Source organism: Pontibacillus marinus BH030004 = DSM 16465 (assembly GCF_000425225.1).
Lineage (GTDB): Bacteria > Bacillota > Bacilli > Bacillales > BH030062 > Pontibacillus > Pontibacillus marinus.
Window position 1 is genome coordinate 16,030 of the sequence record NZ_KE384330.1, and the last position, 22,412, is coordinate 38,441.

A 22,412-nucleotide genomic window follows, 5' to 3' on the forward strand; every position below is an offset into this window, starting at 1 on the left:
TGTAAATATTTATAGCTAAAAATACCTTTCTTTTTCTTTTACAGAAGTGCTAATCTATCTAACATGAATTAAACAGATTTTTTCCACCCTTAAAATTATTAAGGTTTTTACTTGATTTAAAAAATAACTTTTTATAAATCACTAGTAGAAATAATACTATCCAACTCCATCCAGAAGAAAATTCCCATCTCAATGATCCAAAAATCACCATATGAAGAATATAAATGAAAAGTGTTAATACAAATATATTAGGATTAGTATAGGTCTTTACAAATAGTAAACTAATTGTAATTCCTAAAAAAAATGAAATTAAAAGAGAACCGAAAACATTACCATCAATAAAAAAATTGACAAACATCGTATAAAAAGCATTGTAAGTTTGTGACTCACCTATACTAATTGCATCTGACAGAAATGAAAGTTTATAGTTAGTACTTACAATAGTATCGTTAAATCTCCTTATGATTAATACTATGATATCATCTATTCCACCAAGGGTTGCCCTACCAAATTGAAGTGGTATTTGTGGTTGTATATTATACTGTTCTAAAAAGGTATCAAGTGCAATAAATGGTCCAGTAAAATACACAAGAATTGATTTAAAAACTTGACCTGCCCTTAAATAACTAACAATAAATAATATAATTATCATAAAAGAAAAATAAGTTAGAACTTTTTTAGATATTATATTTATATTTACTTCTAATTTTAAATTTAATTTACGTGCCAAAAAAAAGAAAATAAGAATTAAAATAATGTACCTAAAGATATCAATCCTAGACACCATAAATGCACTTAATAATAAAAGGTTAGCTATACTTATCAAGAATGTTCTATAATATTTTTTTCTTAATAAATATAAAAAAGTACATACCATTGAATTAACTAATATAAATCCTTTTACTATATAATGAATAAAGAGGAAAATGAAATTACTTCCATATAATGGATCGGTGAGATAACCCTTAAAAACATACCCTCTATATTCCTGTGGAGTAATATTCTGTGTTACCATGATTTTTATTCCTTTAATAGCAAAAAAGAGCATTATAAATAAAGTAATTAACTGAACCAAATTAAATAGCTTTAGGTTTTTTAACTCAAAAGCTTTAGAATAACTTTGTTTTGAATTTACAGTTCCCCTACCCAACACTAGTAAATAACCAAGGGTCAAAAATGATATGTTTCCAAGAATGTACAGGTATGTGTTAGTACTTGGTATAAAAAGATGATAAAATCCAAATGAAGATAATAACAACCATCCCCCCCACCAGAGATTAATAAGAGTTATAGGGTTTTTAAATGTATTACTTCTAAAAGCCGATATAATAGTGAGCGATAATAGCACTGTAACAATTATAATTTGAATTAATATTATAACCACCTCTAAAAAATATATTATAATTTTATTCGTCTTAGACCCCTGGTAAATTAACTTAGAAATTGTCTATAAAATTCAAATGTTTCTTTACTACATCTATCCCAAGAATATTTTTTTTCTTGCTTATAACCCTTCAATATTATGTCTTCTCTTAATTGTGTATTTTCTAATGATAAGGTGAGTTTCTCTATAAAATCCTCAGTTTCATACGGGTCAAAATATATACCCGCATCCCCTACAATTTCTGGGATTGAACTTGTGTTGCTTACCAACACCGGACATCCATAATACATAGCCTCTAATGGTGGTATGCCAAACCCCTCATATAGTGATGGGTATACAAATAGTGAAGCGTAATTATATAAGTTTGCTAATACCTGATCTGAACCAGAAAGATGATGCACTTTCCCAGAGGCACTATAGTGATCTATTAAATCTAGTTCCTCTTTCTTAAATTGTCCTCCTCCAAAACATACAATATGAAAATTCTCTTTAACCCACATATTATTTGAATAAGCATCTAACAATAGATGAAAATTTTTATATCCTTTTCTATCTCCAACGTAAAAGATATAAGGCGCATCTATTATCCTTTCATCATTAACTGCTGTTCGTAAAGAATTACCATGATGGATTACTCTAATTTTTGGTTCGGGAACATTATAAATATTAATAAGATCTTTTTTTGTAGATTCAGAAACACATATTATTCCATCAGAATTTTCTACAGACTTCTTTTTTAAGTAAGAAGTAGGGTCGTTTAATGAAAAGTATTGTGGGAATTTTTCATGAATCATATCATGAACTGTTACAATCCTTGCCGATTTACATTTATTAGGTAATTTTGAATAGAATGTTTGATGATAAATATCAAATTTATTTTTCTTTATATAATTAGTAAACATTAATTCATTAACTTTCATAAACAATTTAGATGATTTTGGGATATTAGGGAGTTTAAAACTAACTATATCTTTAAAATTATCTTTGTAATTTTCTAATCCATATTTATTTTTATGAAAACCCATAAATGGCGAAACTTCTAATTCCTCATATTTTGCAATTCGCGTAATTATCTCATAGAAATATCTTGAAATACCGCCATATTGCTGAAATGAGAAAACTTTCGGATCATAAACAATTTTCATTGTAATCTCCTTTTGTATCTGTTATGATATTATTTTATTTAAAATTATTTTTTTATTTTAATAGTTTCAAAAGATATTTACGATATTTTTCAGCAATTACTTTTAAAGAATAATTCCTATTTACATACTCTACTCCACTCATGCTTCTTTGATAATAAAATTCATCATTATATAACAGTTTTTTTATTTCTTTGGTAGTTGATACAACATCACGTTCCTCAACAAGTGAGAAAACATCTTCCCTAGCCAAATGTGTAATCCCACCGCATTTAGTAGTAATAACTGGTAGCCCACAAGCCATCGCTTCAACATGTACAACTCCAAAAAATTCTTCCCAATCAGAAACTGAAACGGGATGACCTATAAATATTCCAGCTTCTTGATATAATTTAGGTAACTCAGAATGAGGAACCGGGTCAATAAATTCAACGTTATTATTTAATCCCTCTTCGTCTATTAACCTTTGTAAAAAACTTTTAGCAGAACCACTACCCACTATCTTCAGTTCTACTTCTTTATCCTCTCTAATAATTGGAACCATGGCCTCAATTATATATTGAATCCCCTTTTCTAATACCAATCTGGCAACGCATATTATTGTTTTACGTTTAGTTTTCACACCTTTTTGAGGTTTAAATATTTCTGTATCTACTGGATGACCTAAAATAACAAATTGAGAAATAATCCTTTCATCAACACAGCCCAAATCTCTAAATCGTTCAGCAGTTTTAGGAGCAGTTACCCAAATAAGACTAGACTTATTTAATGACCAATTAGCAAACCTTTTTTGAAGCTTCCAAAAAAGGCTACGTCCAGCACCCATGATTGTTAACGATGCATCATAAACTAAAGGGGTAGACCATTTTTTAGCTGCATAAGCAGCATGAACACCTTGTGAATAAATTGTAGGGTCACATCCTAAAATTAGGTCATAACCCTTTAAAGTATTAATTACATTTCTTTTAAAACTAATAGGATTTTTTAGTATAGGAGTTATTGAAACAGTTTCCCTTGATTTGTATGGTACAGTAATTATATTTAGTTCTGAGTCTTGAAATAAATCTCTCTCATCCTTAATTATTGTAAATTGCCACCCATATTCACGCTGTAAATACTTATAAATAAGTGCCATTGCCTCAAATGCAGTTCCATTTGCAATAATGCCAGGTCTGTATATAACTATTTTCAAGTCTTCCATACATCCCCCCCCTTTTTTTGAATTCTATCTAATCAATCTCATCTTACGCCATAACCAAATAAAGAAAATTGCTTTAGTTTGATAAATAAATATTAACCTTGTTTTAAAATAAATTATATTTGCTAAGTATGAAGCAAACATTTGTGAAATGAGGGTTGCATATGCCGCACCAATTATTCCATATTTTGGAATAAGCGCTAAATTAAGAAGTATATTGATTATTGCTCCCGTGATATTCGTTGCAAATGAAAACTTCATTAATCCTTCATTTAAGATATACGGATTTCTAGCTACCCCTAAAAAAACAAAAATAGCAGCCCAAATATGAACAGATAGCACATCTCCTGCTAAAACATACTCTTCACCATACAAGAATTGTATAATTGATTTCGAAAGAAATGATATTAGAATCGCAATACCAAGCGCAATACAGGCTACTACATTAAAAAGTTGTTGGACATGATTAGTGTACTCATTTTGCTTTCCATCTTTTTTGGCCTTTGCAATAACTGGTGCTAAGGTTGAGACAATAGCTGAAGGTATAAAATACCATACTTCTGATAACCTAACAGCAGCAGAATAAATTCCTAATTCCATATTTCCTATTAACTCACCAATCATTAATTGGTCAATTTTCATGTAAATGACGATTACCATACTTGAAAAAATTAAAGGCCAACTATCTTTTAATAAATTATATGCTAATGAAAAATTCACTTTCCATTTTAGTATACTAGATACTTTACTTTGATAAATTATAACCATAAAAATAGAGCCTAAGATGATTTCAATTAATCCAGCTATAGCAAATGTTATAAGATTTGCTTCAAATAAAATTAACCCTACTTTTAAAACTGATACTAGTGTAAATGATGTCCCCTTAGCAAATACGGTATACTTTGACTTAATTTCAGACTGAAACCAAAAGTCAATTGTATTAAATGCTTGAAAGATTGTTCCAATTGCAACTATAGTAACTAACCAGGTACTTAGTGGATCATTACCTCGAATTAAAAAGATTATGGTTACTGTTAATATGGTTACAAGAATCCCACCCATTACTTTTAATATGAGTGTGGTTCCTAAAATCTCTTCTTTTCTGTCATTACCCTTAACCAAATTTCTAACCACTATACCATCTAAACCTAGTGTTGATAATGCTGTGAATAAAGCAACAAAAGATTGTGCATAACTTAGCAACCCAAACCTATCTGGGCCTAAAAACCTTGCTACCCAAACACTTACAAATACTCCAATACCCATCCTAAAAATGCGATCAAAAAATAGCCAACTTATATTAGAGATAATTCGTTTGAAGTTTATTCTACTATCTAATCTTTTAATTAATGACTTAGGAGCATATTTTGTTAAAAACATATTTATACCTACCATCTATAATAATAGAAAAAAGCAAATGAAAGGAGGATGTAGCCACGTGGAATACTCATTTATTCATTGTTATAGCACTCTGCATTTATAAGACACAATCATAAAAACTACACATTTAAAAAGAGTGCTAACAGTATCAAACGATACTGTCTACCACACTCTACATCAAATCTTTAAAGCTATTTCTTCCTTAATCATCATTCTTAACCTAAAAAAATTATTTTTTAAAATGAAATTTCCTTACTGTAATTATCAAGATACCATTCATAAACCTTACAAATTCCTTCTTGTAACTTAGTTTTATGCTTCCATCCCGTACTTTCCAAAAGACTAACATCTAATAACTTTCTAGGGGTTCCATCAGGCTTAGATAAATCATTTATAATCTCTCCATTATAACCTACAATATTTTTAATAATTTGAGCTAGTTCACCAATTTCTATATCCTCTCCAGTACCAACATTAACATGCATTTCATCACTATAATTATTTATAAGATGTACACAAGCATCTGCTAAATCATCTACATATAAAAACTCTCTTCTTGGTTTTCCGGTTCCCCAAATAACTACCTCTTTTTGACCTTTCACCTTCGCTTCGTGAAATTTTCTTACTAATGCAGGTAGTACATGAGATGTTTCAAGGTCAAAATTATCGTTTATTCCATATAGGTTTGTAGGCATAGCTGAAATAAAATCACAACCATATTGTTTTCTATAAAACTTACATAACTCTATCCCACTAATTTTTGCAATTGCATAGGCTTCATTTGTTGGTTCTAATGGTCCATTAAGTAAATAATCTTCTTTTATTGGCTGTTTTGCTATTTTAGGATAAATACAAGATGACCCGAGAAACAATAATTTCTTGACATTGTATTTATAAGAACTATGAATTATATTAGCTTCTATCATCATATTATTATATAAAAATTCTGCTGGATAAGTATTATTAGCATATATACCGCCTACCTTAGCTGCTGCCAAAAAAACATACTCTGGTGCTTCCTCTTTAAAGAACTTTTCAACCTCTTCTTGCCTAATAAGATTTACTTCATCAGAAGTCCTTTTGATTATATTTGTAAACCCTTTTTGTTCAAGGTTCCTTACAATTGCAGATCCCACCATACCTCTATGACCAGCAACATAAATCTTAGCATCCTTATTCATCCAAATCACCCCTAATCAAATTCTCTCCTTATTCTTTCTTCACGCTCAACAAGTTTTATATCATTCTTAACCATAATTTTTACCAATTCTTCAAAACTAGTCTTTGTTGGATTCCATCCTAACAGTGTCTTCGCCTTTGTGGGATCTCCTAGTAATTGTTCTACTTCGGCAGGCCTAAAGTATTGCGGATCAACTTCCACTAAAACCTTACCTGTCACTTTGTCTACCCCCTTTTCATCAACACCTTCACCCTGCCATTCTAATTCAATCCCAACTTCTTTAAATGCTAAAGTTGTAAATTCTCTTACAGTATGCATTTCACCCGTTGCTATAACAAAGTCCTCAGGTTTTTCATGTTGTAGCATTAGCCACATACATTCAACATAGTCTTTTGCATAACCCCAATCACGTTTAGCATCTAAATTACCAAGATATAACTTCTCCTGAGTTCCTTTTTTTATTCTAGCAGCAGCCAATGTAATTTTTCTGGTTGCAAACGTCTCACCACGTCTTTCCGACTCATGATTAAATAGAACTCCATTTACAGCAAACATATTATAGGCTTCTCTATAGTTTTTTGTAATCCAATAGCCATAAAGTTTCGCTACACCATATGGACTCCTTGGATAGAATGGTGTTTTTTCAGTTTGGGGCACTTCGACCACTTTTCCATATAATTCAGAAGTAGATGCTTGATAAATCTTTGTTCTATTTTCATAACCTAAGAATCTAACAGCTTCAAGTAATCTTAAAGTTCCGACTCCATCTGTATCCGCAGTATATTCTGGTACTTCAAAAGATACTTTCACATGTGACATTGCAGCTAAATTATAAATTTCATCAGGTTTTATCTCTCTAATTAATCTAATTAAATTAGTTGAATCAGTCATATCGCCATAATGTAATTTAACTTTTCTATTTATGTGCATATCTTTTAATAGTTCATCAATATACAGATGCTCAATTCTACCTGTATTAAATGAAGAACTTCTTCTGATTATCCCATGTACTTCGTATCCCTTGTCCAACAACAATTCTGCTAAAAACGAACCATCTTGACCTGTAATTCCTGTAATTAATGCTATTTTGTTTTTCATAATGTTACCTCTCTTTTTATTCTGGATTTTTAACGTTATTTAGATACCTTTTATTAAATTAAAAAATCGATTTACTGCTGTTCCCCATGAGTATTTCTTTAATAAATGTTTTCTAGAGGTACCCATCGTTTTTGGAGAGCAAAAACCCGAATTATTTACAATATGAACCAACTCTTCACTATCTTTATCATTAAAATAGGTTACAGGATAATCATTACACACCTCTCTTGCATAATCTCTATCCGCAACAATTATTGGTTTTCCATACCACATTGCTTCGATCAACGGTAATCCAAAACCCTCAGAAATAGAAGGGAAAATCAAAGCCTTACATTCTCTGTACTGCTTTTCAAGCTCATTCTCAGACACATACCCTAATAGTTTTATATTTTTATTATATTTGGAGGCTTCTATAACCTTTTCATTTTTACAACATCCACCAATCATATGTAATTGATTCGAATTATTTACTTTTGAAAATACATCAACAAGAAATTCTAAATTTTTGTTTGGTAAATTCGCACCAACATAAATAAATGGACTTTCTTCTTGCATTCCCCCCCCAATTTTTTCTGTACTTTTAAACTTTATACCATTATAAATAGTAGTTATATTATTAGAAGATAAGCCGTAATAGTCTATGAGTTTATTTTTTGTAGTTTCTGAAACTGTTACTATTGCCTTACATTTTTTTAACATCGTTCCGAGGTAGTATTTATAATACTTATGAAGCATTGGCCAATGATTCGAGTATTCAAGTGGCATAATATCATGTATAACCATAATAGATTTTTTGGCACACAAGATGTTAGGAACTAATTGATTCATGCTTAATATGAAAAACTGTTCTTTAGAAAGTAATTTGTAGAGAGAGATCTGTATTTCGTCAAAAAACATTCCCACTAAATGTTTAATCCCTTTACGAGATTTAAACCTTAGTGGGATTGAGTCAAAACCATCTACTTCTATATTTGAGTGAAAAACAACTTTATATCCACAATTTTTGAGAGAATATGCCAAAGGTTTAATACAATTATCCAAATAATTTTCCATACTTGAGTTTGGAGTAACCTTACCTGTTCTAATTAGTATCTTTTTTTTATTCATCTATAAATCACTGCCTTTACCATATCTTTATACGTAATTGGAATATTATATAGGTGTTTTATTGACATTCCTTCCTTCCAAAACTTTTTCCTATTTTCTATAAGCATCGATTTTCCACCTGCTTCATACGAGACTATAGTTTCAGGTACATATTTGTATGTGCAATGATTGCTCTTGCATCTCGCAAAGAATTCATAATCCATTCTTATTTCAAAATTTGTATTAAAACCACCTAATTCTTTAAATACTTCACTATTAATGAATGCTCCTTGATGGGGAACTGTGGCCAAATTCCAGATCTTCTCCACATCATCTTTTAATTCCTTAGCCGGAATAAATACATTTTTAGACACTTGCACTTTATAAAAAAGTACATCAACAGGGTTATATTCCCATTCGCTTGCAACATTTGATATTACATTATCATTCACAAAAACATCTCCGCTATTTAAAAAAAAGACACAGTCACCTGTAACGTGTTTCAATCCTTTATTGAAAGCATCAGCTATTCCTTTATCTTTTTCACTAATCCAAAAGCTAACTTTTTTAGAATAACTTTTTAAAAGGTCATCTGTTCCGTCATTTGAAGCCCCATCAATCAATATAAATTCTATATTTTGATAAGTTTGCTTTAAAACACTTTTAATAGTTCTTTCTAATCCTTTTAAATTATTATAACTTATAGTAATAATTGAAACTTTAGGGGATTTATTCATAAGAAACTTCCTTTCTTACATACCATACAAACAAAAGTAACTAAATAAAAAATCAATAAATAATAACGCATTTTTTATTAGATTTAGTTACTTATTTCAACCTAATTTCTTTATCACTCGAGCAGGGGTACCTCCGACTAATACAAAGTCCTCTTCTATATCTTTATTTAACACTGAACCAGCAGCAACAATTACCCCTTTGCCTGTGATCTTTACACCTGGCAGTATTGTTACCCCTGAACAAATCCATGTACCTTCACCTATTGTTATTTCTTTCGAGATATGTTCTTTTTCCATATATGTCACTTGCCAATTGCTTGTATCAAGACTCGTAGAAATTATTTTAGCATAAGCTGATATTGTTACATTATCAGCAATTTTAATTCCTCCATCTCCATGTAAAAATACATAATCATTTATTGTACAATTATTTCCTATAGTAATATTTTCCGCTTTTTTAACAACTATATTACCATATATTCTAAGTTTATTTTTTTCACCCTTAAATAAAGATTTATAATACAGTGAATAAACTACTACGCTAATTTTCCTTATCAATTCATAAATAACATTAAATATCTTAGCCATTAACTTACCCCATTTGAATAAAATAGAAATAATAAAATCTCTTTAATTGACAATGGCATCCCAAATGGTATATGCCATTTCGTCCCAAGACATTTGTTTTTTTACTTTCTTTATGTTCTCAACATACTCATTTCTGTTCTTTTGAACTAATTGATCTAATGCAAATTGGAAATCAAGGTAATTTGTCGTATCAAAAACCTCACCTACTTTATAGTTTAAAGTAAAATTCCCGATTTCTCCGTATTTAGTGGATAAGACCGGAAGTTCATATCCCATTGCAAGTTTAAGAGGTCCACTCTGACTGTTCATATTTTCTAGATAAGGTAACACCAAATAATCAGCTAATTTATTAAATATTTCAATATCACTATCTGGTATATATGTATTAATCCAATATATATTTTCATAATTATTGATTTCATCATAAATTAGTTCTTCATTAAGATCATAACTTTTTCCCACAATTAACAAGTTGAAATCTTTTACATTCTCTATTTTTTTGAATTCTCTAATAAATCTTAAGATTCCTTTATTAGTCCTAATAACACCAAAAATAAGTAAATTAATTTTATTTGAACTAATATTAAAATTATATTTTTCTTTTAATAAGTTAATTGCTTTCTCTTTATTAATAAAGTCGCTATACTGGTAAATTCCATAATTCGCCACCCTAACTTTCCCTTCTAACTCCCTATGCTCCTCAACTAACGAATTTCTAATATATTCCCCATGAACAATAATTCTCTTGCTGTACTTGAAAGTCTTTTTGTTTAAATACCCACTTATTTTTTTATATAATGATTCAGTAAAGCTATACAAATTTTTACTGAAATCCATAGTATGGAGAGTTATTATAGGATTTTTCCTGAGTAGTCTATTATTTAAAAAAAGTGAAAAATATTCATATTCAACTAGATATATTTTATCGCCATCTCTTATATTCTTTAAAATTAAATTATAAAGGTCACTATAATAGCGGATTCTATCTATTCCATACATAAAGCGCCACATTTTTTTATATTTATTTTTATAAATTTGTTTATCTAATGATATAGATGAACTTCGTTCTTGAAGTGTTATATTATCATCCAGATCTATTTTGGATGATAATTTTGATGTATATAAGTAAATGTTATCAAACCTGTTTTCCTGTTGGTTTAATATGCTTAGTTTGTTTACTACATTCTCCACGTATTCTTTACCATGACCAAAATCTAAAGAAGCACTTGCTGAATAAATGTGTAAGTTCATTTTGATTCTCCTTGGTATATAGGGTTTATCAAAAGTTGAATAGTGGCTATGGATCTCATAATATTACCTCGTACTTTCTGCCTTTTGCCAAAATGGTTTTACATTTCCAGTGATAGCTTTAAAAAATCCTAAAAATGTAGCATATTGAAAAACAAAATAATAATATGGTATATAAACTATTTTCCTTTTTGAATTAGTAACATGCCCTACTATTGCAAGTAGATATATAAACAGGTGAGGGACTAACAACATTAAATATATGTTTTGTTTTGCGAGAAAAATATTCATTACTAAAAGTATAAAGTGTAGTAAACCTGATGCATATCTAAATAATCTATGTGATATCATAAATAAACTATAAGTTAATCCCATTTTAAAAGGACTAAATATATTAAAGTGATTTATTATTTTATGCCAAGCCCTGCTAAACATCCTTACCTTTCTATTAAATTCATCATTAGTGTTTTCACCAGCCTTCTCAAACACCTTTGCTCTTTCATCAAAAATTGACCTTTTCCCTAAAGATACCATTAAATTAGGAAATTCGAAATCGTGACTATATAAAATATCAATCTCTCTAAAATACTCTCTTTTCACTGCATATATGGCTCCGTTTCCTGCGGTAATAGAGTGTATTTTTGACTCTAATTTTCTTAAAAGTAAATCAAATTTCCAATAGAGGCTTTCTGAGTAACTTGTAACATTTTCTACATCATTCACGTACACAAGTTTCCCTGTTACATAGGCTACTGATTTATTTTTAAAATTTGATACAAGGATCCGTAACGCCTTCTCATCCCACATACTATTTGCATCTGAAAAAGCAATAATATCTCCTTTAGAAGTTTTAAAAGCCTCATTTTGCACATTAGCCCTACCTTTTCGCTCCTGAGCTTCATAAAGAATAATCCCTTTGTTAGAATACCTCTTTACTATTTCATTTGTATTATCAGTTGAATTATCGGAAGCAATTATTATCTCTAACTTATCCTTTGGGTAGTCAGATTTAAGAAGATTTCGAATTTTATCTTCTATAACTTTTTCTTCATTATGAGCACAAATAATCATAGATACTCTTGGTAAATCATTATCGTTTTCAATAATATCTTCTTTAACTTGTCTATTTTTCTTTATCTTACTTAATCCAATAAGAAATAACGGATATAATATATACATCCATAGAAAAATAAAAACTATTGACCAAAAAATATATTGCATTTTATCACCCACATAATTTTAATTGATTTGATTTGATTTTATATTATATCTAATATTCCTTTTAAATTTTCAATTGAATATTTCTCCTTAATACCATCAAGATATTTTCTATCTTTATAGATTCCTTCTCGAAGAACCCTAACTGTGTTTATTGGATATATTTTGTAAATATAAAAATCTTTTTCTGGGTTATCTCCAACATAAATCATTTCATTGAATTCTACATTCAGTTTTTCTTTCATTATCTCAAATGATTTAGGATGGGGCTTCCAATAATCTTTCCCCAATTCACTAGTGATAATAATTTCGTCAAAAATATCAAATGCTTTAACTGCATTTAATTTCTGGCGTTGGGAATTTGAGTAGCCATCTGTTATAATACCTATTTTTATATTTTTTTCTCTTAAGAATTCCAGACACCGAGATACATCATCAAAGAACTCTATATCTGGAAAATGATTCCTGTACTCTTCTACAAGTTCCAATATATCACTCTTTGTGTAATGCACCCCCATTATATCCAAAAGTCTATTGAAGACATTCTGAGGGCTTTTTTGAAATAATTCATTTAGTATTCGGTTTAATTTATGTTGATCTTCATCAAGCCTATTACTCAAAAGATGTGATATGTGCATATAACCACTTTCAATATACTTCTTTTCAGAGATTAACGTATCGTCTAAGTCGAATATAATAGCTTTTACCATTACACTAACTCCAGGTTTTCATCTAGGCAAATACTTCTATCAAACCTTAAAAACGTAAGATCATCTTTATATTTTTCGTTATATTCTAGTCTTTCGCCCATAAGTAATCGAAAAAGATTTTCACAAGAGTCAGCACCACTCATAATGCTCATAGGAGCTCCTCCACCAAACCTAGGGTTGATCTCAATATACTCTATGCCCTTACTTGTCTTCATCAGTTGAACAGTTATATGCCCAATTGGCTTTAGTACCTTCATTAATTTTGTAACATCATCAATGATCTCTCTATCTCTTATAATCTTCCCCTTAGAAATCTCACCGCTACGAGTAGCTATCCTTAATCTAGGAACAATTGAAATAATATTACTGTCAAAATCTAAGAAAACATCAACAGTAAACTCTTCACCTTTCATAAACTCTTGAATTATAGGATTGTTAACAATATCTTTATAGATATTTAATTCGCTATTATTTTTTATTTCAAATGTGTTTATACTGGAGCTTCCGGATTTAGGCTTTATAAACAGAGGAAACTTTAGATCACCATTCCTAATTTCTTCGTCTGTATACATCTTAGGAATTCCAAAATTATTCTCTTCTAAAAACTTTTGTGTATTGATTTTATCTCTACAAACTTCAACAACTTTATAATCTGAAATCAACACCTTTGTGTTGGTTTTCTCCTCGATAAAACTTTTATTCTCTGCAAGTAGTAATAAATCTGTATCAATAGTTGGAACTATTAAAGAAATGTTTTCCTGATTACATGCCTCAATAATCGCATCAATATAATTAGGTTCCATAATTCGTGGTAATTTATAAGTTCTGTCTGCAAAATATAAAGCAGGGGCTGTTTCAGAACAGTCTCCAGCTACAATATTACTTTTAACATTTACTTTTTTCGCAGCATTTTGAAAACACTGCACCAGCTCTACACGCCTTCCAGCACTTAAAATTAATATGTTAATGTCATTCATTTTTGTCTCCTACCTCACTACCCTCAAAGTACTCCATTGTTGCCGCAGTCTCTGAGTTAATTCCTTCCCTAACAAAAACCTTCTTTATAGTAGAATAAATAATCTTCCAATCATTAAATAAACTCACAGTATCAACATATTTAACATCTAGCTCAAACTTATCTTCCCAACTAATAGCATTCCTACCACTTACCTGAGCTAATCCAGATAAACCCGGTCTTACCTCATGACGTCGCTTTTGATGCTCATTATAAAGAGGAAGATACTGTACCAATAAAGGCCTTGGCCCAATAATCGCCATATCTCCTTTAAGAATATTAAAAAGTTCTGGGAGTTCATCAAGAGATGTAGAACGCAAGAATCTTCCAAATCTTGTTAACCTAACACTATCAGGAAGTAACTCTCCATTCTCATCCCTTTCATCCGTCATTGTTCTAAATTTATACATCATAAAAATCTTTTCATTAAGCCCAGGTCTTTTTTGTTTAAACAAAAGTGGACTTCCTAACTTAACTCGCGCAAGAATAGCAACTATTAACAGAACCGGGCTAAGTACTATAATAGCGATAAAGGAAAGTATGAAATCCATTGGTCTTTTTAAAAACCTTTTATAAATACTGCCTTTAGTCTCTTTCATTACTTCAACCACAACCCTTTAATTATCTTTACTATTCTTTCCAAATCTTCATCAGTCATCTTAGTATCAGAAGGCAAACAAACACCGTTCTCAAATAACTTTGTAGAAACATCTGTACCAACAAAATCATATTTCTCAAAAAACGGTTGTAAATGCATCGGCTTCCAAATTGGCCTTGATTCAATGTTCTCTTTTTCAAGGGTTTCCATAACATCAACAGGCCTAATCTCCCCCATTAAAGTCATTGAACTCAACCAATAATTTGGTTCATTCCATTCATTAACAGGCATGAATTCAACACCCTCAAGTTCACCAAGTTCTCTCTTATAATATTCAAAAATATATTTCTTCTTTTCTACTCGCTTATCTAATACCTTAAGCTGCCCTCGACCAATTCCAGCAACAACATTACTCATACGGTAATTATAACCTAATTCACTATGTTGATAATGCCTTGCTTGATCTCTGGATTGAGTAGCCCAAAACCTTACTTTTTTAACTTTCTTTTCATTATTAGAAACTAGCATTCCACCACCAGAGGTAGTAATTATCTTGTTACCATTAAAAGAAAAGATGCCATAATGACCTAATGTACCAGTGTGTTGACCTTTGTAATAACCACCTAGTGATTCTGCAGCATCCTCAATAACTACAACGTTATGTTCCTTACAAACCTCCATAATCTTATCCATATCTGCCGAAAGACCGTAAAGGTGAACAGCAATAACCGCTTTTACTTCCGGATACTTCTCAAAAGCTTCGTTCAATGCTTTAGGACACATATTCCAAGTTTCATAATTACTATCTATAAAAACTGGAGTAGCATTTTGATAGATGATAGGGTTAGCTGTTGCCGAGAAAGTAAGGGTAGGACAGAAAACGATATCTCCCTCTCCAACACCAGCTGCTCTTAATGCTAAATGAATTGCCCCAGTACCTGAAGATAAAGCAGCAGCAGCCTTAGACCCAACTTTAGCAGCTAACTCTTTTTCAAATTCATTTACGTTCTCTCCTAGAGGAGCAATCCAGTTTGTATCAAAAGCTTCTTGTACATATTGCATTTCATAACCTTCATCACTCATATGTGGAGATGAAAGAAATATTCTCTCGTTCACCTTTGTTGTCTCCATCTTCAAGTCTTCCTTCCTCTATTAGGTTAATACTTTAGTAGAATAGGACTTACTTGGAATCTTAAAACTATAACTCCAACTAACTTCTAGACCACTAAAATTGTTATCTACTTCCGATAATCATCTCGTAAAAAAATTGCATGTAGCTTAATATTCCTCACTTTTATCATTCCTACCAAACGAGGTTTATTCTACCTTGATTACATAATTCCACCAATCTACTTTTCATACTTACCTCGTAATATCTATTCAATCTACCTAACAAATACAAAATAGATATTCACTTATTTAACACCCTTAACCGAGTTTCTTCCTATATATATACCATTCAATCAATCTATAATTCTCACTAAAAACGCCTCAAACCCTTATCCCCCAAGGTTTCCGACGTTCAATCTAACAACGATAGTCAGTTCCCCACCACCATTCAATCCAACAAAAAAAAGAGCCCTAAATCCGAGCTCCTTATACCCCAGCTAAAATCGGTTACAAAAAAGGCACTCCACCATCACCTGGCTCCTCTTCCTCAGACTCCTGTTCACCCTGCTCCCCATGCAAATCACAAACAACCTCCCCATCCACAAAACCATAGTTTCCACCAATTGGACAGGTGTCACTAAACTGATCGAGAAACTACACAAACAAAACATCTGAATGCTCCAAACCACCTAAAACCAAATAATCATTATAAAACTGACTAACCTCTCCCCTATTAACTTCACAAACATCTGCCTCAGCCTTCTTTATAATCTGCCCAACAGAAGGAACGGCAATTGAAGCCAAAACACCGATAATAACTATTACTGCTAGCACTTCTAATAAAGTAAATCCTGATTCACTTTTGCCAAAAACACTACTCACACTGTCTCCTCCACTCCATAACAACTTGAATAAACCCGAATCACTAAATAGTGACACGGGTCAAAATAATAGAAATGATACCTTTTCACTCCGCACATTTCACATTCACCCAAGTTGTCATATAAAGCAGAAATATTCTATTGTACTCACGAAAACATTGGACGGTCTAAGCAGAAGCCAGCTTCCCTTTACTTAACCACAGCCAACTCCTCATCCTCAAAAACACGCCCATGCGCAATCCCCAAAACTCTCTCCCTAAGCAACGAAGAATCAAAATCCTCTAACTGATCTATACAATCAAGCACTGAATTCACGTTAGGCTCAACTGACTTCCCAACATAAATCTTCGGCCACACCTGCTCCTCATGAACCTCATCCTCACCAAGCAACTCCTCATACATCTTCTCCCCAGGACGTAACCCCGTAAACTCAACCCCAATCTCATCTACCGAGTACCCAGAAAGCTTAATCAAGTTCTCCGCAAGATCCACAATCTTCACAGGCTCACCCATATCCAGCACAAAGATCTCTCCACCTCTCGCAAGAGAACCCGCCTGAATCACTAACCGAGAAGCTTCTGGAATCGTCATGAAATAACGGTTCATTTCCGGATGGGTCACTGTCACAGGTCCACCGTTTTGAATTTGCTTTTTAAATAAAGGAATCACACTTCCACGACTTCCTAAAACATTTCCGAAACGGACCGCCACAAATCGGGTACGACTTTTCGAATCCATATGTTGAACAACCATTTCAGCCATACGTTTCGAAGCACCCATCACACTCGTTGGGTTAACCGCCTTATCCGTAGAAACCATCACAAAGTTCCCAACACCATGGGCATCAGCCGCTTCGGCAACATTTTTAGTACCCATCACGTTATTCTTAATCGCTTCTTGTGGATTACGTTCCATTAACGGAACATGCTTATGCGCCGCAGCATGATACACCACATGAGGTTGATGCTTTTCCATCACATTCATCATACGGTCAGCATCTTGAACATCCGCAATCTCCGTAATGATGTCAAAGTCATCCTGATAGGTCTGGCGTAGCTCCATCTCAATCGTATAAATGCTATTTTCACCATGACCTAATAAAATAAGATGCTTCGGCTTAAACTTCGCCACCTGACGACAAATTTCTGAACCGATCGATCCACCTGCACCTGTAACCAAAATTGTTTGATCCGTAAGCGTATCCGAAATCGAATCCATATCCAGTTCAATTGGATCTCTTCCTAATAAATCTTCAATGGACACATCACGCACTTGATTCACCGATACATTCCCTAACGCAATATCTTCAATCATTGGAAGAATTTGAACGTTTCGACAAACCACCTGTGCCTTTTCAACGATCTCTTTAATACGCTCTCTTTCCGCAGAAGGAACAGCGATTACGATATGGTTCACTTCATACGCTTCCACAACCTGCTCTAAATAATGAATAGACCCCAAAACAGGTAAGCCGGATACTTTTAAATGATGCATTGTAAAATCATCATCCACAAAACCAACCAAATCACAATCTACAGCTTGTGTCTCCTTCATCTGCCTAGCCAGCATACGCCCAGCTGAACCTGCACCGATAATTAACGTACGATTTTCAGGTTCTTCCACCGTGGCAGTCACTTCCCTCTTAGCAGGAAAAAGCCTTATTCCGTAAGTTTTGTAGTATTTCCATGCAAAACGAACCCCACCGATTAAAATAATATGTAACATCCACGTCACCGTGAGAGCTCGTTCAAAAACCGTTTGGAATACAATAGCCTGAACACTTGCAGCTACGACAATTGATAGCGTGACAACAAAAAAGATCCCTCTAAGTTCTTCCATACTGGCATAACGCCAAACCCTTTTATATAAACCAAACACGGATGAAAATAGGTGATGGGTCACCAATAACACGATCGAACTCGTTAGAATCGAAACATCAAATACCTTCACATATGGATTTAAGAAAAAGTGCGACATATAAATTGAAAAAGAGACAATGACCGAATCAATAAACATTAACAATAATAGCCGTTTCTTATACGTCAAGAAAATTGCCCCCTTTCCCATATACGTACACATCCCTTTACACGTTTGTCCACAAAAGAGATATCTACATAGGTTGTTATTTGTTCATACCTCAATACATTCGCCTACCTTTTACTGACTCACAAGATCTTCTTGCAAAACTGACTTCAAAAACCCTTCAAGATCCTCTTTCAAATCAGGATCCTGCAAAGCAACCTCAATCGTCGTTTGAATAAACCCTAACTTCTCACCAACGTCATAACGCTTACCTTCAAAATCATAAGCAAACACACGCTGGATCTCATTTAATCGCTGAATCGCATCCGTCAGTTGAACCTCGCCACCTGCACCAATCTCTTGCTTTTCTAAAAACATCATAATTTCAGGTGTTAGCACATAACGTCCCATAATCGCCAAGTTCGAAGGTGCCTCCCCTTGAGGTTTCTCAACAAAGGAACGAACTTGATAACGTCTCCCTTTTTGCTCACTCGGATCAATAATGCCATAACGATGCGTCTGATCCTCCGGCACCGTTTGGACACCAATCACGGAAGACATCGTTTCCTCATATTGATCAATAAGCTGCTTCAATCCTGGTGTATCAGCCTGAACAATATCATCTCCTAATAACACGGCGAATGGTTCATCTCCAATAAACTTCCGTGCACACCATACGGCATGACCAAGTCCTTTTGGTTCTTTTTGTCTTATGTAATGAATATCAACTTTTGAAGATTGGTTCACCTTATCTAGCAAGCTATACTTCTCTTTCGCAACTAGACTCTGTTCCAACTCAAAGTTATTATCGAAATGATCTTCAATTGCTCGTTTCCCTTTACCGGTAACGATGATGATATCTTCAATCCCTGATTCAATCGCTTCTTCCACAATGTATTGAATCGTTGGTTTATCCACTATTGGTAGCATCTCTTTCGGCATTGCCTTTGTTGCTGGTAAAAATCGAGTACCAAGTCCAGCAGCTGGAATAATCGCTTTTTTGACTTTCTTCATGAAACCCCTCCTTATTTTCATTCCCTGCATAAAATAAATATCTAATGAAAAGGCACCAATATGCACCCTCTCATTAGATATCTATCCCGTGTTTAATATAAAAAATTAAAGGGCATCTAACCCCTCCTCACATCCCACCACCGACGACAGGCGTCTAAGGTGTCCAGCTTTAGCTGCACCCACAGCGGGATCGAGTGCCCCCATTGATAGAGGTTAGGAGACATTACCTGATGATTGTTCTACTCTTCTTAAAACTGATGTTTACATATATGTTTTATTGGGTATTGTTAAAACAAACCGAGAAACTTACGCCTTTTAACCCGAACTGGAATGTCTTTAGCTACGGTTTGCCCTTCTTTTAAGTATTCAGTGTTTTCCATAAAGAAGTAAGTCCAATCGATTCCATACTCTTCTTCGATAACATCGTAAGCCTCTCTCAAATGGAAGCCACGATTTGTCGTGTTATGAGCATCAGAAGCAATGAAGTGAGTTAAATTTGATTCGATGAGTTGACTTGTGAACTTTTGGATTTTCTTACCGAACTTGCCACAAACACTTGCGGCCGTTACTTGTGTTAAAGCTCCATCTTTGACGAACTTATACAACTGATCAGGATTTTGCATCAGTTCCCGATTTCGTTCAGGATGAACAATGATCGCCTGATAGCCCGACACTTGGATATCAAATAGAAGCTGACTTGTATAACGTGGGACATGGTCATGTGGAAGCTCCACGAAAATGTATCCACTTGTTTCATTAAGCGGTAGTAGTTGTCCTTGTTCTAGTTGCTCAATCATATCTCCATTGATTCGTGTTTCTTGACCTGGAAGGATTGTTACTGGAATTTCTGAGGCTTGTAATAAATCATTTAAATACCGTACGCCGTCACGTATCTCTTTACTTGTATTGATATATGTGCCGTTTTGATGATGAGGGGTTGCAATAATTGTTTCGATTCCTTCATCTGCCGCAGCTTTCGCCATGTTTAAGCTATCTTCGGCGTTTTGCGCACCATCATCTACCCCGGGCAAAATATGACAATGTATATCGATCATTCCACCACACCCTGATCTTTTTTTCCTAGGTATTATTCCCTCTTAATATGTATTACGTTCCCTTAATTTTGACTACATTCTATATTCTACCAATGTTAAAGGTCATTTTGAAGGGGTTATTCCCGTCGAATTCTGTCGAAAGTACTAAAAAACGCATCAATAGTATAAAAGACCTATACTTTAAACTAGAATAGAGGGACTGCATCGTATGTTGTGCAGTCCCTTCACTCGTTAACTCGAGTTTCCATAATAATAGTAATAATTACTATTTTTTATTTCCTTACCGTTTAACACCACACCCAGAAGTTTCGCCTGAGCTTTTTCAAGTAATTCCTTCGCTTTTTCTGCCGCTTCATTTTCCGTTTGCTTACTACGTACAACGAGCAAGACACCATCACATGCATTTGCTAGAATTTGAGAATCCGTTACCGCTAAAACAGGTGGCGTATCAAAAATAACAAGATCATAGGATTGCTGCGCTTCTTGAATTAATGTACTCATTGCTTGGGATCCTAATATCTCTGCTGGGTTTGGTGGTATTGGGCCACTTGGCAAAATGTCTAGATTCTCAATATGGCTCTCTGAGACGGTTTCACTCAAGCTTCCTTGTCCGACTAAGTATGTACTTAAGCCTTTCATGTTATCGACTCGAAATGTGTAATGAACAGTAGGTTTTCGAAGGTCAGCATCGATCAGCAACACTCTTTTTCCTTGTTGCGCAAAGACCGTTGCTACATTGGATGCCGTCATGGACTTCCCTTCCGAAGGACCTGCTGATGTAACAAGCATCGTACGTAACTCACTATCAACTGAGGCAAACTGTAAATTCGTACGAATGGTTCGATACTGCTCCGAAATAGGTGATTTTGGATTGGTATTCGTAATAAGGGTACGAGCCTTATTTAATAATGATTTTTTCTTGCTACGCGCCAAGAGACTCACCCCCTGATGTTTGTGTAGTTGTCTTCGATCGTGTAGTTCTATAATCCCCAAGGTCTTGCTCACTAATTTCAGAGATAACCCCTAGGACAGGAACGCCTAGTATTTGTTCAACATCAGATTCATTTTTGATTGTGTTATCCATATATTCTAGTAAAAATGCTAGTCCAACCCCTGCCATAGCACCTACTACAAAAGCAATTGCTATATTTAATATAGGCTGAGGCTTTACAGGTTGTGGATTCGTTCCCACAACAGCTTGAGATAGAATATGTACATTATTTACATTCATAAGTGTCGGAATCTTATTTTGAAAGATTTCTACCGTGGTATTGGCTATTTCTGCTGCCTGATTTGGATCCGGATCTGTAGCTGTTACCATTACAACCTGTGAATTTTGTTCACTTGATACTCTCAGTTTATTTTTAAGTTGCCCATTTGAAAGATCAAGTTCCATTTCTTCAATTACGTCATCTAAAATAGCCGGGCTTTTAATAATAACGTTATACGTGTTGATTAGTTCAACATTGGTCCGAATATCATTTACGTTATAGTTCATGGATTGCTCTTGTTCCTTTTGATTCACAAGAAACTGAGAACTAGATTCATAAATCGGTGTTAAATAGAAATAACTAATCAATCCACTCGTAACTGTTGCAACAACAATTAATGAAATAATTAATAGAATTCGCTTTTTCAAAACTTCAAAGATCTCTTTTAGTGAGATGGTTTCTTCCATGTGTGCTAGACCTCCAAATTATGTATCTATTCGATGCTAATAGTCATATTATAGCACATTTTACCAAGGA

General features: G+C 33.3%; 21 protein-coding genes. All 21 read right to left on the reverse strand.

Annotated features, from left to right (window positions below; all coding sequences use genetic code 11):
* Positions 1 to 58: 58 nt before the first annotated feature.
* The 21 genes from H514_RS0115410 to H514_RS0115515 all read right to left on the reverse strand — a co-directional run bounded on the left by H514_RS0115410 (position 59) and on the right by H514_RS0115515 (position 22,342).
* Positions 59 to 1,384, reverse strand: a complete 1,326-nt coding sequence (locus tag H514_RS0115410; RefSeq protein WP_211226781.1) for an O-antigen polymerase — start codon at positions 1,382 to 1,384, stop codon at positions 59 to 61.
* 47 nt (positions 1,385 to 1,431) lie between these two features.
* Positions 1,432 to 2,529, reverse strand: coding sequence for a glycosyltransferase family 4 protein (locus tag H514_RS0115415; RefSeq protein WP_027447763.1), 1,098 nt, complete (start codon positions 2,527 to 2,529; stop codon positions 1,432 to 1,434).
* Positions 2,530 to 2,581: 52 nt separating this feature from the next.
* Positions 2,582 to 3,727, reverse strand: a complete 1,146-nt coding sequence (locus H514_RS0115420) for a glycosyltransferase (RefSeq protein WP_027447764.1) — start codon at positions 3,725 to 3,727, stop codon at positions 2,582 to 2,584.
* A gap of 24 nt (positions 3,728 to 3,751) precedes the next feature.
* Complete coding sequence (locus H514_RS0115425) at positions 3,752 to 5,104, reverse strand: flippase (protein WP_051255167.1); 1,353 nt, start codon at positions 5,102 to 5,104, stop codon at positions 3,752 to 3,754.
* Positions 5,105 to 5,340: 236 nt separating this feature from the next.
* A complete protein-coding gene (gene fcl, locus H514_RS0115430) occupies positions 5,341 to 6,285 on the reverse strand; it encodes a GDP-L-fucose synthase (protein ID WP_027447766.1) in 945 nt (314 codons plus the stop codon).
* Positions 6,286 to 6,296: 11 nt separating this feature from the next.
* Positions 6,297 to 7,382, reverse strand: a complete 1,086-nt coding sequence (gene gmd / locus H514_RS0115435) for a GDP-mannose 4,6-dehydratase (RefSeq protein WP_027447767.1) — start codon at positions 7,380 to 7,382, stop codon at positions 6,297 to 6,299.
* A gap of 39 nt (positions 7,383 to 7,421) precedes the next feature.
* Positions 7,422 to 8,489 (reverse strand): glycosyltransferase family 4 protein, encoded by a 1,068-nt coding sequence (locus tag H514_RS24020; RefSeq protein WP_027447768.1) that lies wholly within the window; start codon positions 8,487 to 8,489, stop codon positions 7,422 to 7,424.
* Positions 8,486 to 9,205: a glycosyltransferase family 2 protein gene (locus tag H514_RS23235; RefSeq protein WP_051255168.1), complete on the reverse strand. Its 720-nt coding sequence runs from the start codon at positions 9,203 to 9,205 to the stop codon at positions 8,486 to 8,488. The genes H514_RS24020 and H514_RS23235 overlap by 4 nt, the downstream gene beginning before the upstream one ends.
* Positions 9,206 to 9,301: 96 nt before the next feature.
* On the reverse strand, positions 9,302 to 9,793 hold the full coding sequence (locus tag H514_RS23240) for an acyltransferase (protein ID WP_051255169.1): 492 nt from the start codon (positions 9,791 to 9,793) through the stop codon (positions 9,302 to 9,304).
* A 42-nt stretch (positions 9,794 to 9,835) separates the two neighbouring features.
* Complete coding sequence (locus H514_RS0115455) at positions 9,836 to 11,044, reverse strand: glycosyltransferase family 4 protein (RefSeq protein ID WP_027447769.1); 1,209 nt, start codon at positions 11,042 to 11,044, stop codon at positions 9,836 to 9,838.
* Positions 11,045 to 11,107: 63 nt separating this feature from the next.
* A complete protein-coding gene (locus H514_RS0115460) occupies positions 11,108 to 12,262 on the reverse strand; it encodes a glycosyltransferase family 2 protein (RefSeq protein WP_027447770.1) in 1,155 nt (384 codons plus the stop codon).
* Between the two features lie 38 nt (positions 12,263 to 12,300).
* The gene (locus H514_RS0115465) at positions 12,301 to 12,969 is read right to left on the reverse strand and encodes an HAD family hydrolase (protein ID WP_027447771.1); all 669 of its coding nucleotides are present in this window, start codon (positions 12,967 to 12,969) and stop codon (positions 12,301 to 12,303) included.
* On the reverse strand, positions 12,969 to 13,946 hold the full coding sequence (locus tag H514_RS0115470) for an ATP-grasp domain-containing protein (RefSeq protein WP_027447772.1): 978 nt from the start codon (positions 13,944 to 13,946) through the stop codon (positions 12,969 to 12,971). Before H514_RS0115470 ends, H514_RS0115465 begins: the two co-directional genes overlap by 1 nt.
* A complete protein-coding gene (locus H514_RS0115475) occupies positions 13,939 to 14,583 on the reverse strand; it encodes a sugar transferase (RefSeq protein WP_027447773.1) in 645 nt (214 codons plus the stop codon). The genes H514_RS0115470 and H514_RS0115475 overlap by 8 nt, the downstream gene beginning before the upstream one ends.
* On the reverse strand, positions 14,583 to 15,698 hold the full coding sequence (locus H514_RS0115480; protein ID WP_027447774.1) for a DegT/DnrJ/EryC1/StrS family aminotransferase: 1,116 nt from the start codon (positions 15,696 to 15,698) through the stop codon (positions 14,583 to 14,585). The genes H514_RS0115475 and H514_RS0115480 overlap by 1 nt, the downstream gene beginning before the upstream one ends.
* 648 nt (positions 15,699 to 16,346) lie before the next feature.
* Complete coding sequence (locus H514_RS23245) at positions 16,347 to 16,574, reverse strand: type II secretion system protein (RefSeq protein ID WP_036841772.1); 228 nt, start codon at positions 16,572 to 16,574, stop codon at positions 16,347 to 16,349.
* A gap of 188 nt (positions 16,575 to 16,762) precedes the next feature.
* Entirely contained in the window at positions 16,763 to 18,619 is a 1,857-nt protein-coding gene (locus H514_RS0115495) for a polysaccharide biosynthesis protein (protein WP_027447775.1), read from the reverse strand.
* 111 nt (positions 18,620 to 18,730) lie between these two features.
* A complete protein-coding gene (galU, locus tag H514_RS0115500) occupies positions 18,731 to 19,609 on the reverse strand; it encodes a UTP--glucose-1-phosphate uridylyltransferase GalU (RefSeq protein WP_027447776.1) in 879 nt (292 codons plus the stop codon).
* Positions 19,610 to 19,896: 287 nt separating this feature from the next.
* Entirely contained in the window at positions 19,897 to 20,664 is a 768-nt protein-coding gene (locus tag H514_RS0115505) for a tyrosine-protein phosphatase (RefSeq protein ID WP_027447777.1), read from the reverse strand.
* 231 nt (positions 20,665 to 20,895) lie between these two features.
* Complete coding sequence (locus tag H514_RS0115510; RefSeq protein WP_027447778.1) at positions 20,896 to 21,597, reverse strand: CpsD/CapB family tyrosine-protein kinase; 702 nt, start codon at positions 21,595 to 21,597, stop codon at positions 20,896 to 20,898.
* Complete coding sequence (locus H514_RS0115515; protein ID WP_027447779.1) at positions 21,587 to 22,342, reverse strand: YveK family protein; 756 nt, start codon at positions 22,340 to 22,342, stop codon at positions 21,587 to 21,589. The genes H514_RS0115510 and H514_RS0115515 overlap by 11 nt, the downstream gene beginning before the upstream one ends.
* Positions 22,343 to 22,412 lie beyond the last annotated feature (70 nt).

Excerpts from the sequence above, each read along its gene's own strand:
- H514_RS0115415 (WP_027447763.1), bottom strand. The coding sequence starts at position 2,529 with ATGAAAATTGTTTATGATCCGAAAGTTTTCTCATTTCAGCAATATGGC.
- H514_RS0115420 (WP_027447764.1), bottom strand. The coding sequence starts at position 3,727 with ATGGAAGACTTGAAAATAGTTATATACAGACCTGGCATTATTGCAAAT.
- H514_RS0115425 (WP_051255167.1), bottom strand. The coding sequence starts at position 5,104 with ATGTTTTTAACAAAATATGCTCCTAAGTCATTAATTAAAAGATTAGAT.
- fcl (WP_027447766.1), bottom strand. The coding sequence starts at position 6,285 with ATGAATAAGGATGCTAAGATTTATGTTGCTGGTCATAGAGGTATGGTG.
- gmd (WP_027447767.1), bottom strand. The coding sequence starts at position 7,382 with ATGAAAAACAAAATAGCATTAATTACAGGAATTACAGGTCAAGATGGT.
- H514_RS24020 (WP_027447768.1), bottom strand. The coding sequence starts at position 8,489 with ATGAATAAAAAAAAGATACTAATTAGAACAGGTAAGGTTACTCCAAAC.
- H514_RS23235 (WP_051255168.1), bottom strand. The coding sequence starts at position 9,205 with ATGAATAAATCCCCTAAAGTTTCAATTATTACTATAAGTTATAATAAT.
- H514_RS23240 (WP_051255169.1), bottom strand. The coding sequence starts at position 9,793 with ATGGCTAAGATATTTAATGTTATTTATGAATTGATAAGGAAAATTAGC.
- H514_RS0115455 (WP_027447769.1), bottom strand. The coding sequence starts at position 11,044 with ATGAACTTACACATTTATTCAGCAAGTGCTTCTTTAGATTTTGGTCAT.
- H514_RS0115460 (WP_027447770.1), bottom strand. The coding sequence starts at position 12,262 with ATGCAATATATTTTTTGGTCAATAGTTTTTATTTTTCTATGGATGTAT.
- H514_RS0115465 (WP_027447771.1), bottom strand. The coding sequence starts at position 12,969 with ATGGTAAAAGCTATTATATTCGACTTAGACGATACGTTAATCTCTGAA.
- H514_RS0115470 (WP_027447772.1), bottom strand. The coding sequence starts at position 13,946 with ATGAATGACATTAACATATTAATTTTAAGTGCTGGAAGGCGTGTAGAG.
- H514_RS0115475 (WP_027447773.1), bottom strand. The coding sequence starts at position 14,583 with ATGAAAGAGACTAAAGGCAGTATTTATAAAAGGTTTTTAAAAAGACCA.
- galU (WP_027447776.1), bottom strand. The coding sequence starts at position 19,609 with ATGAAGAAAGTCAAAAAAGCGATTATTCCAGCTGCTGGACTTGGTACT.
- H514_RS0115505 (WP_027447777.1), bottom strand. The coding sequence starts at position 20,664 with ATGATCGATATACATTGTCATATTTTGCCCGGGGTAGATGATGGTGCG.
- H514_RS0115515 (WP_027447779.1), bottom strand. The coding sequence starts at position 22,342 with ATGGAAGAAACCATCTCACTAAAAGAGATCTTTGAAGTTTTGAAAAAG.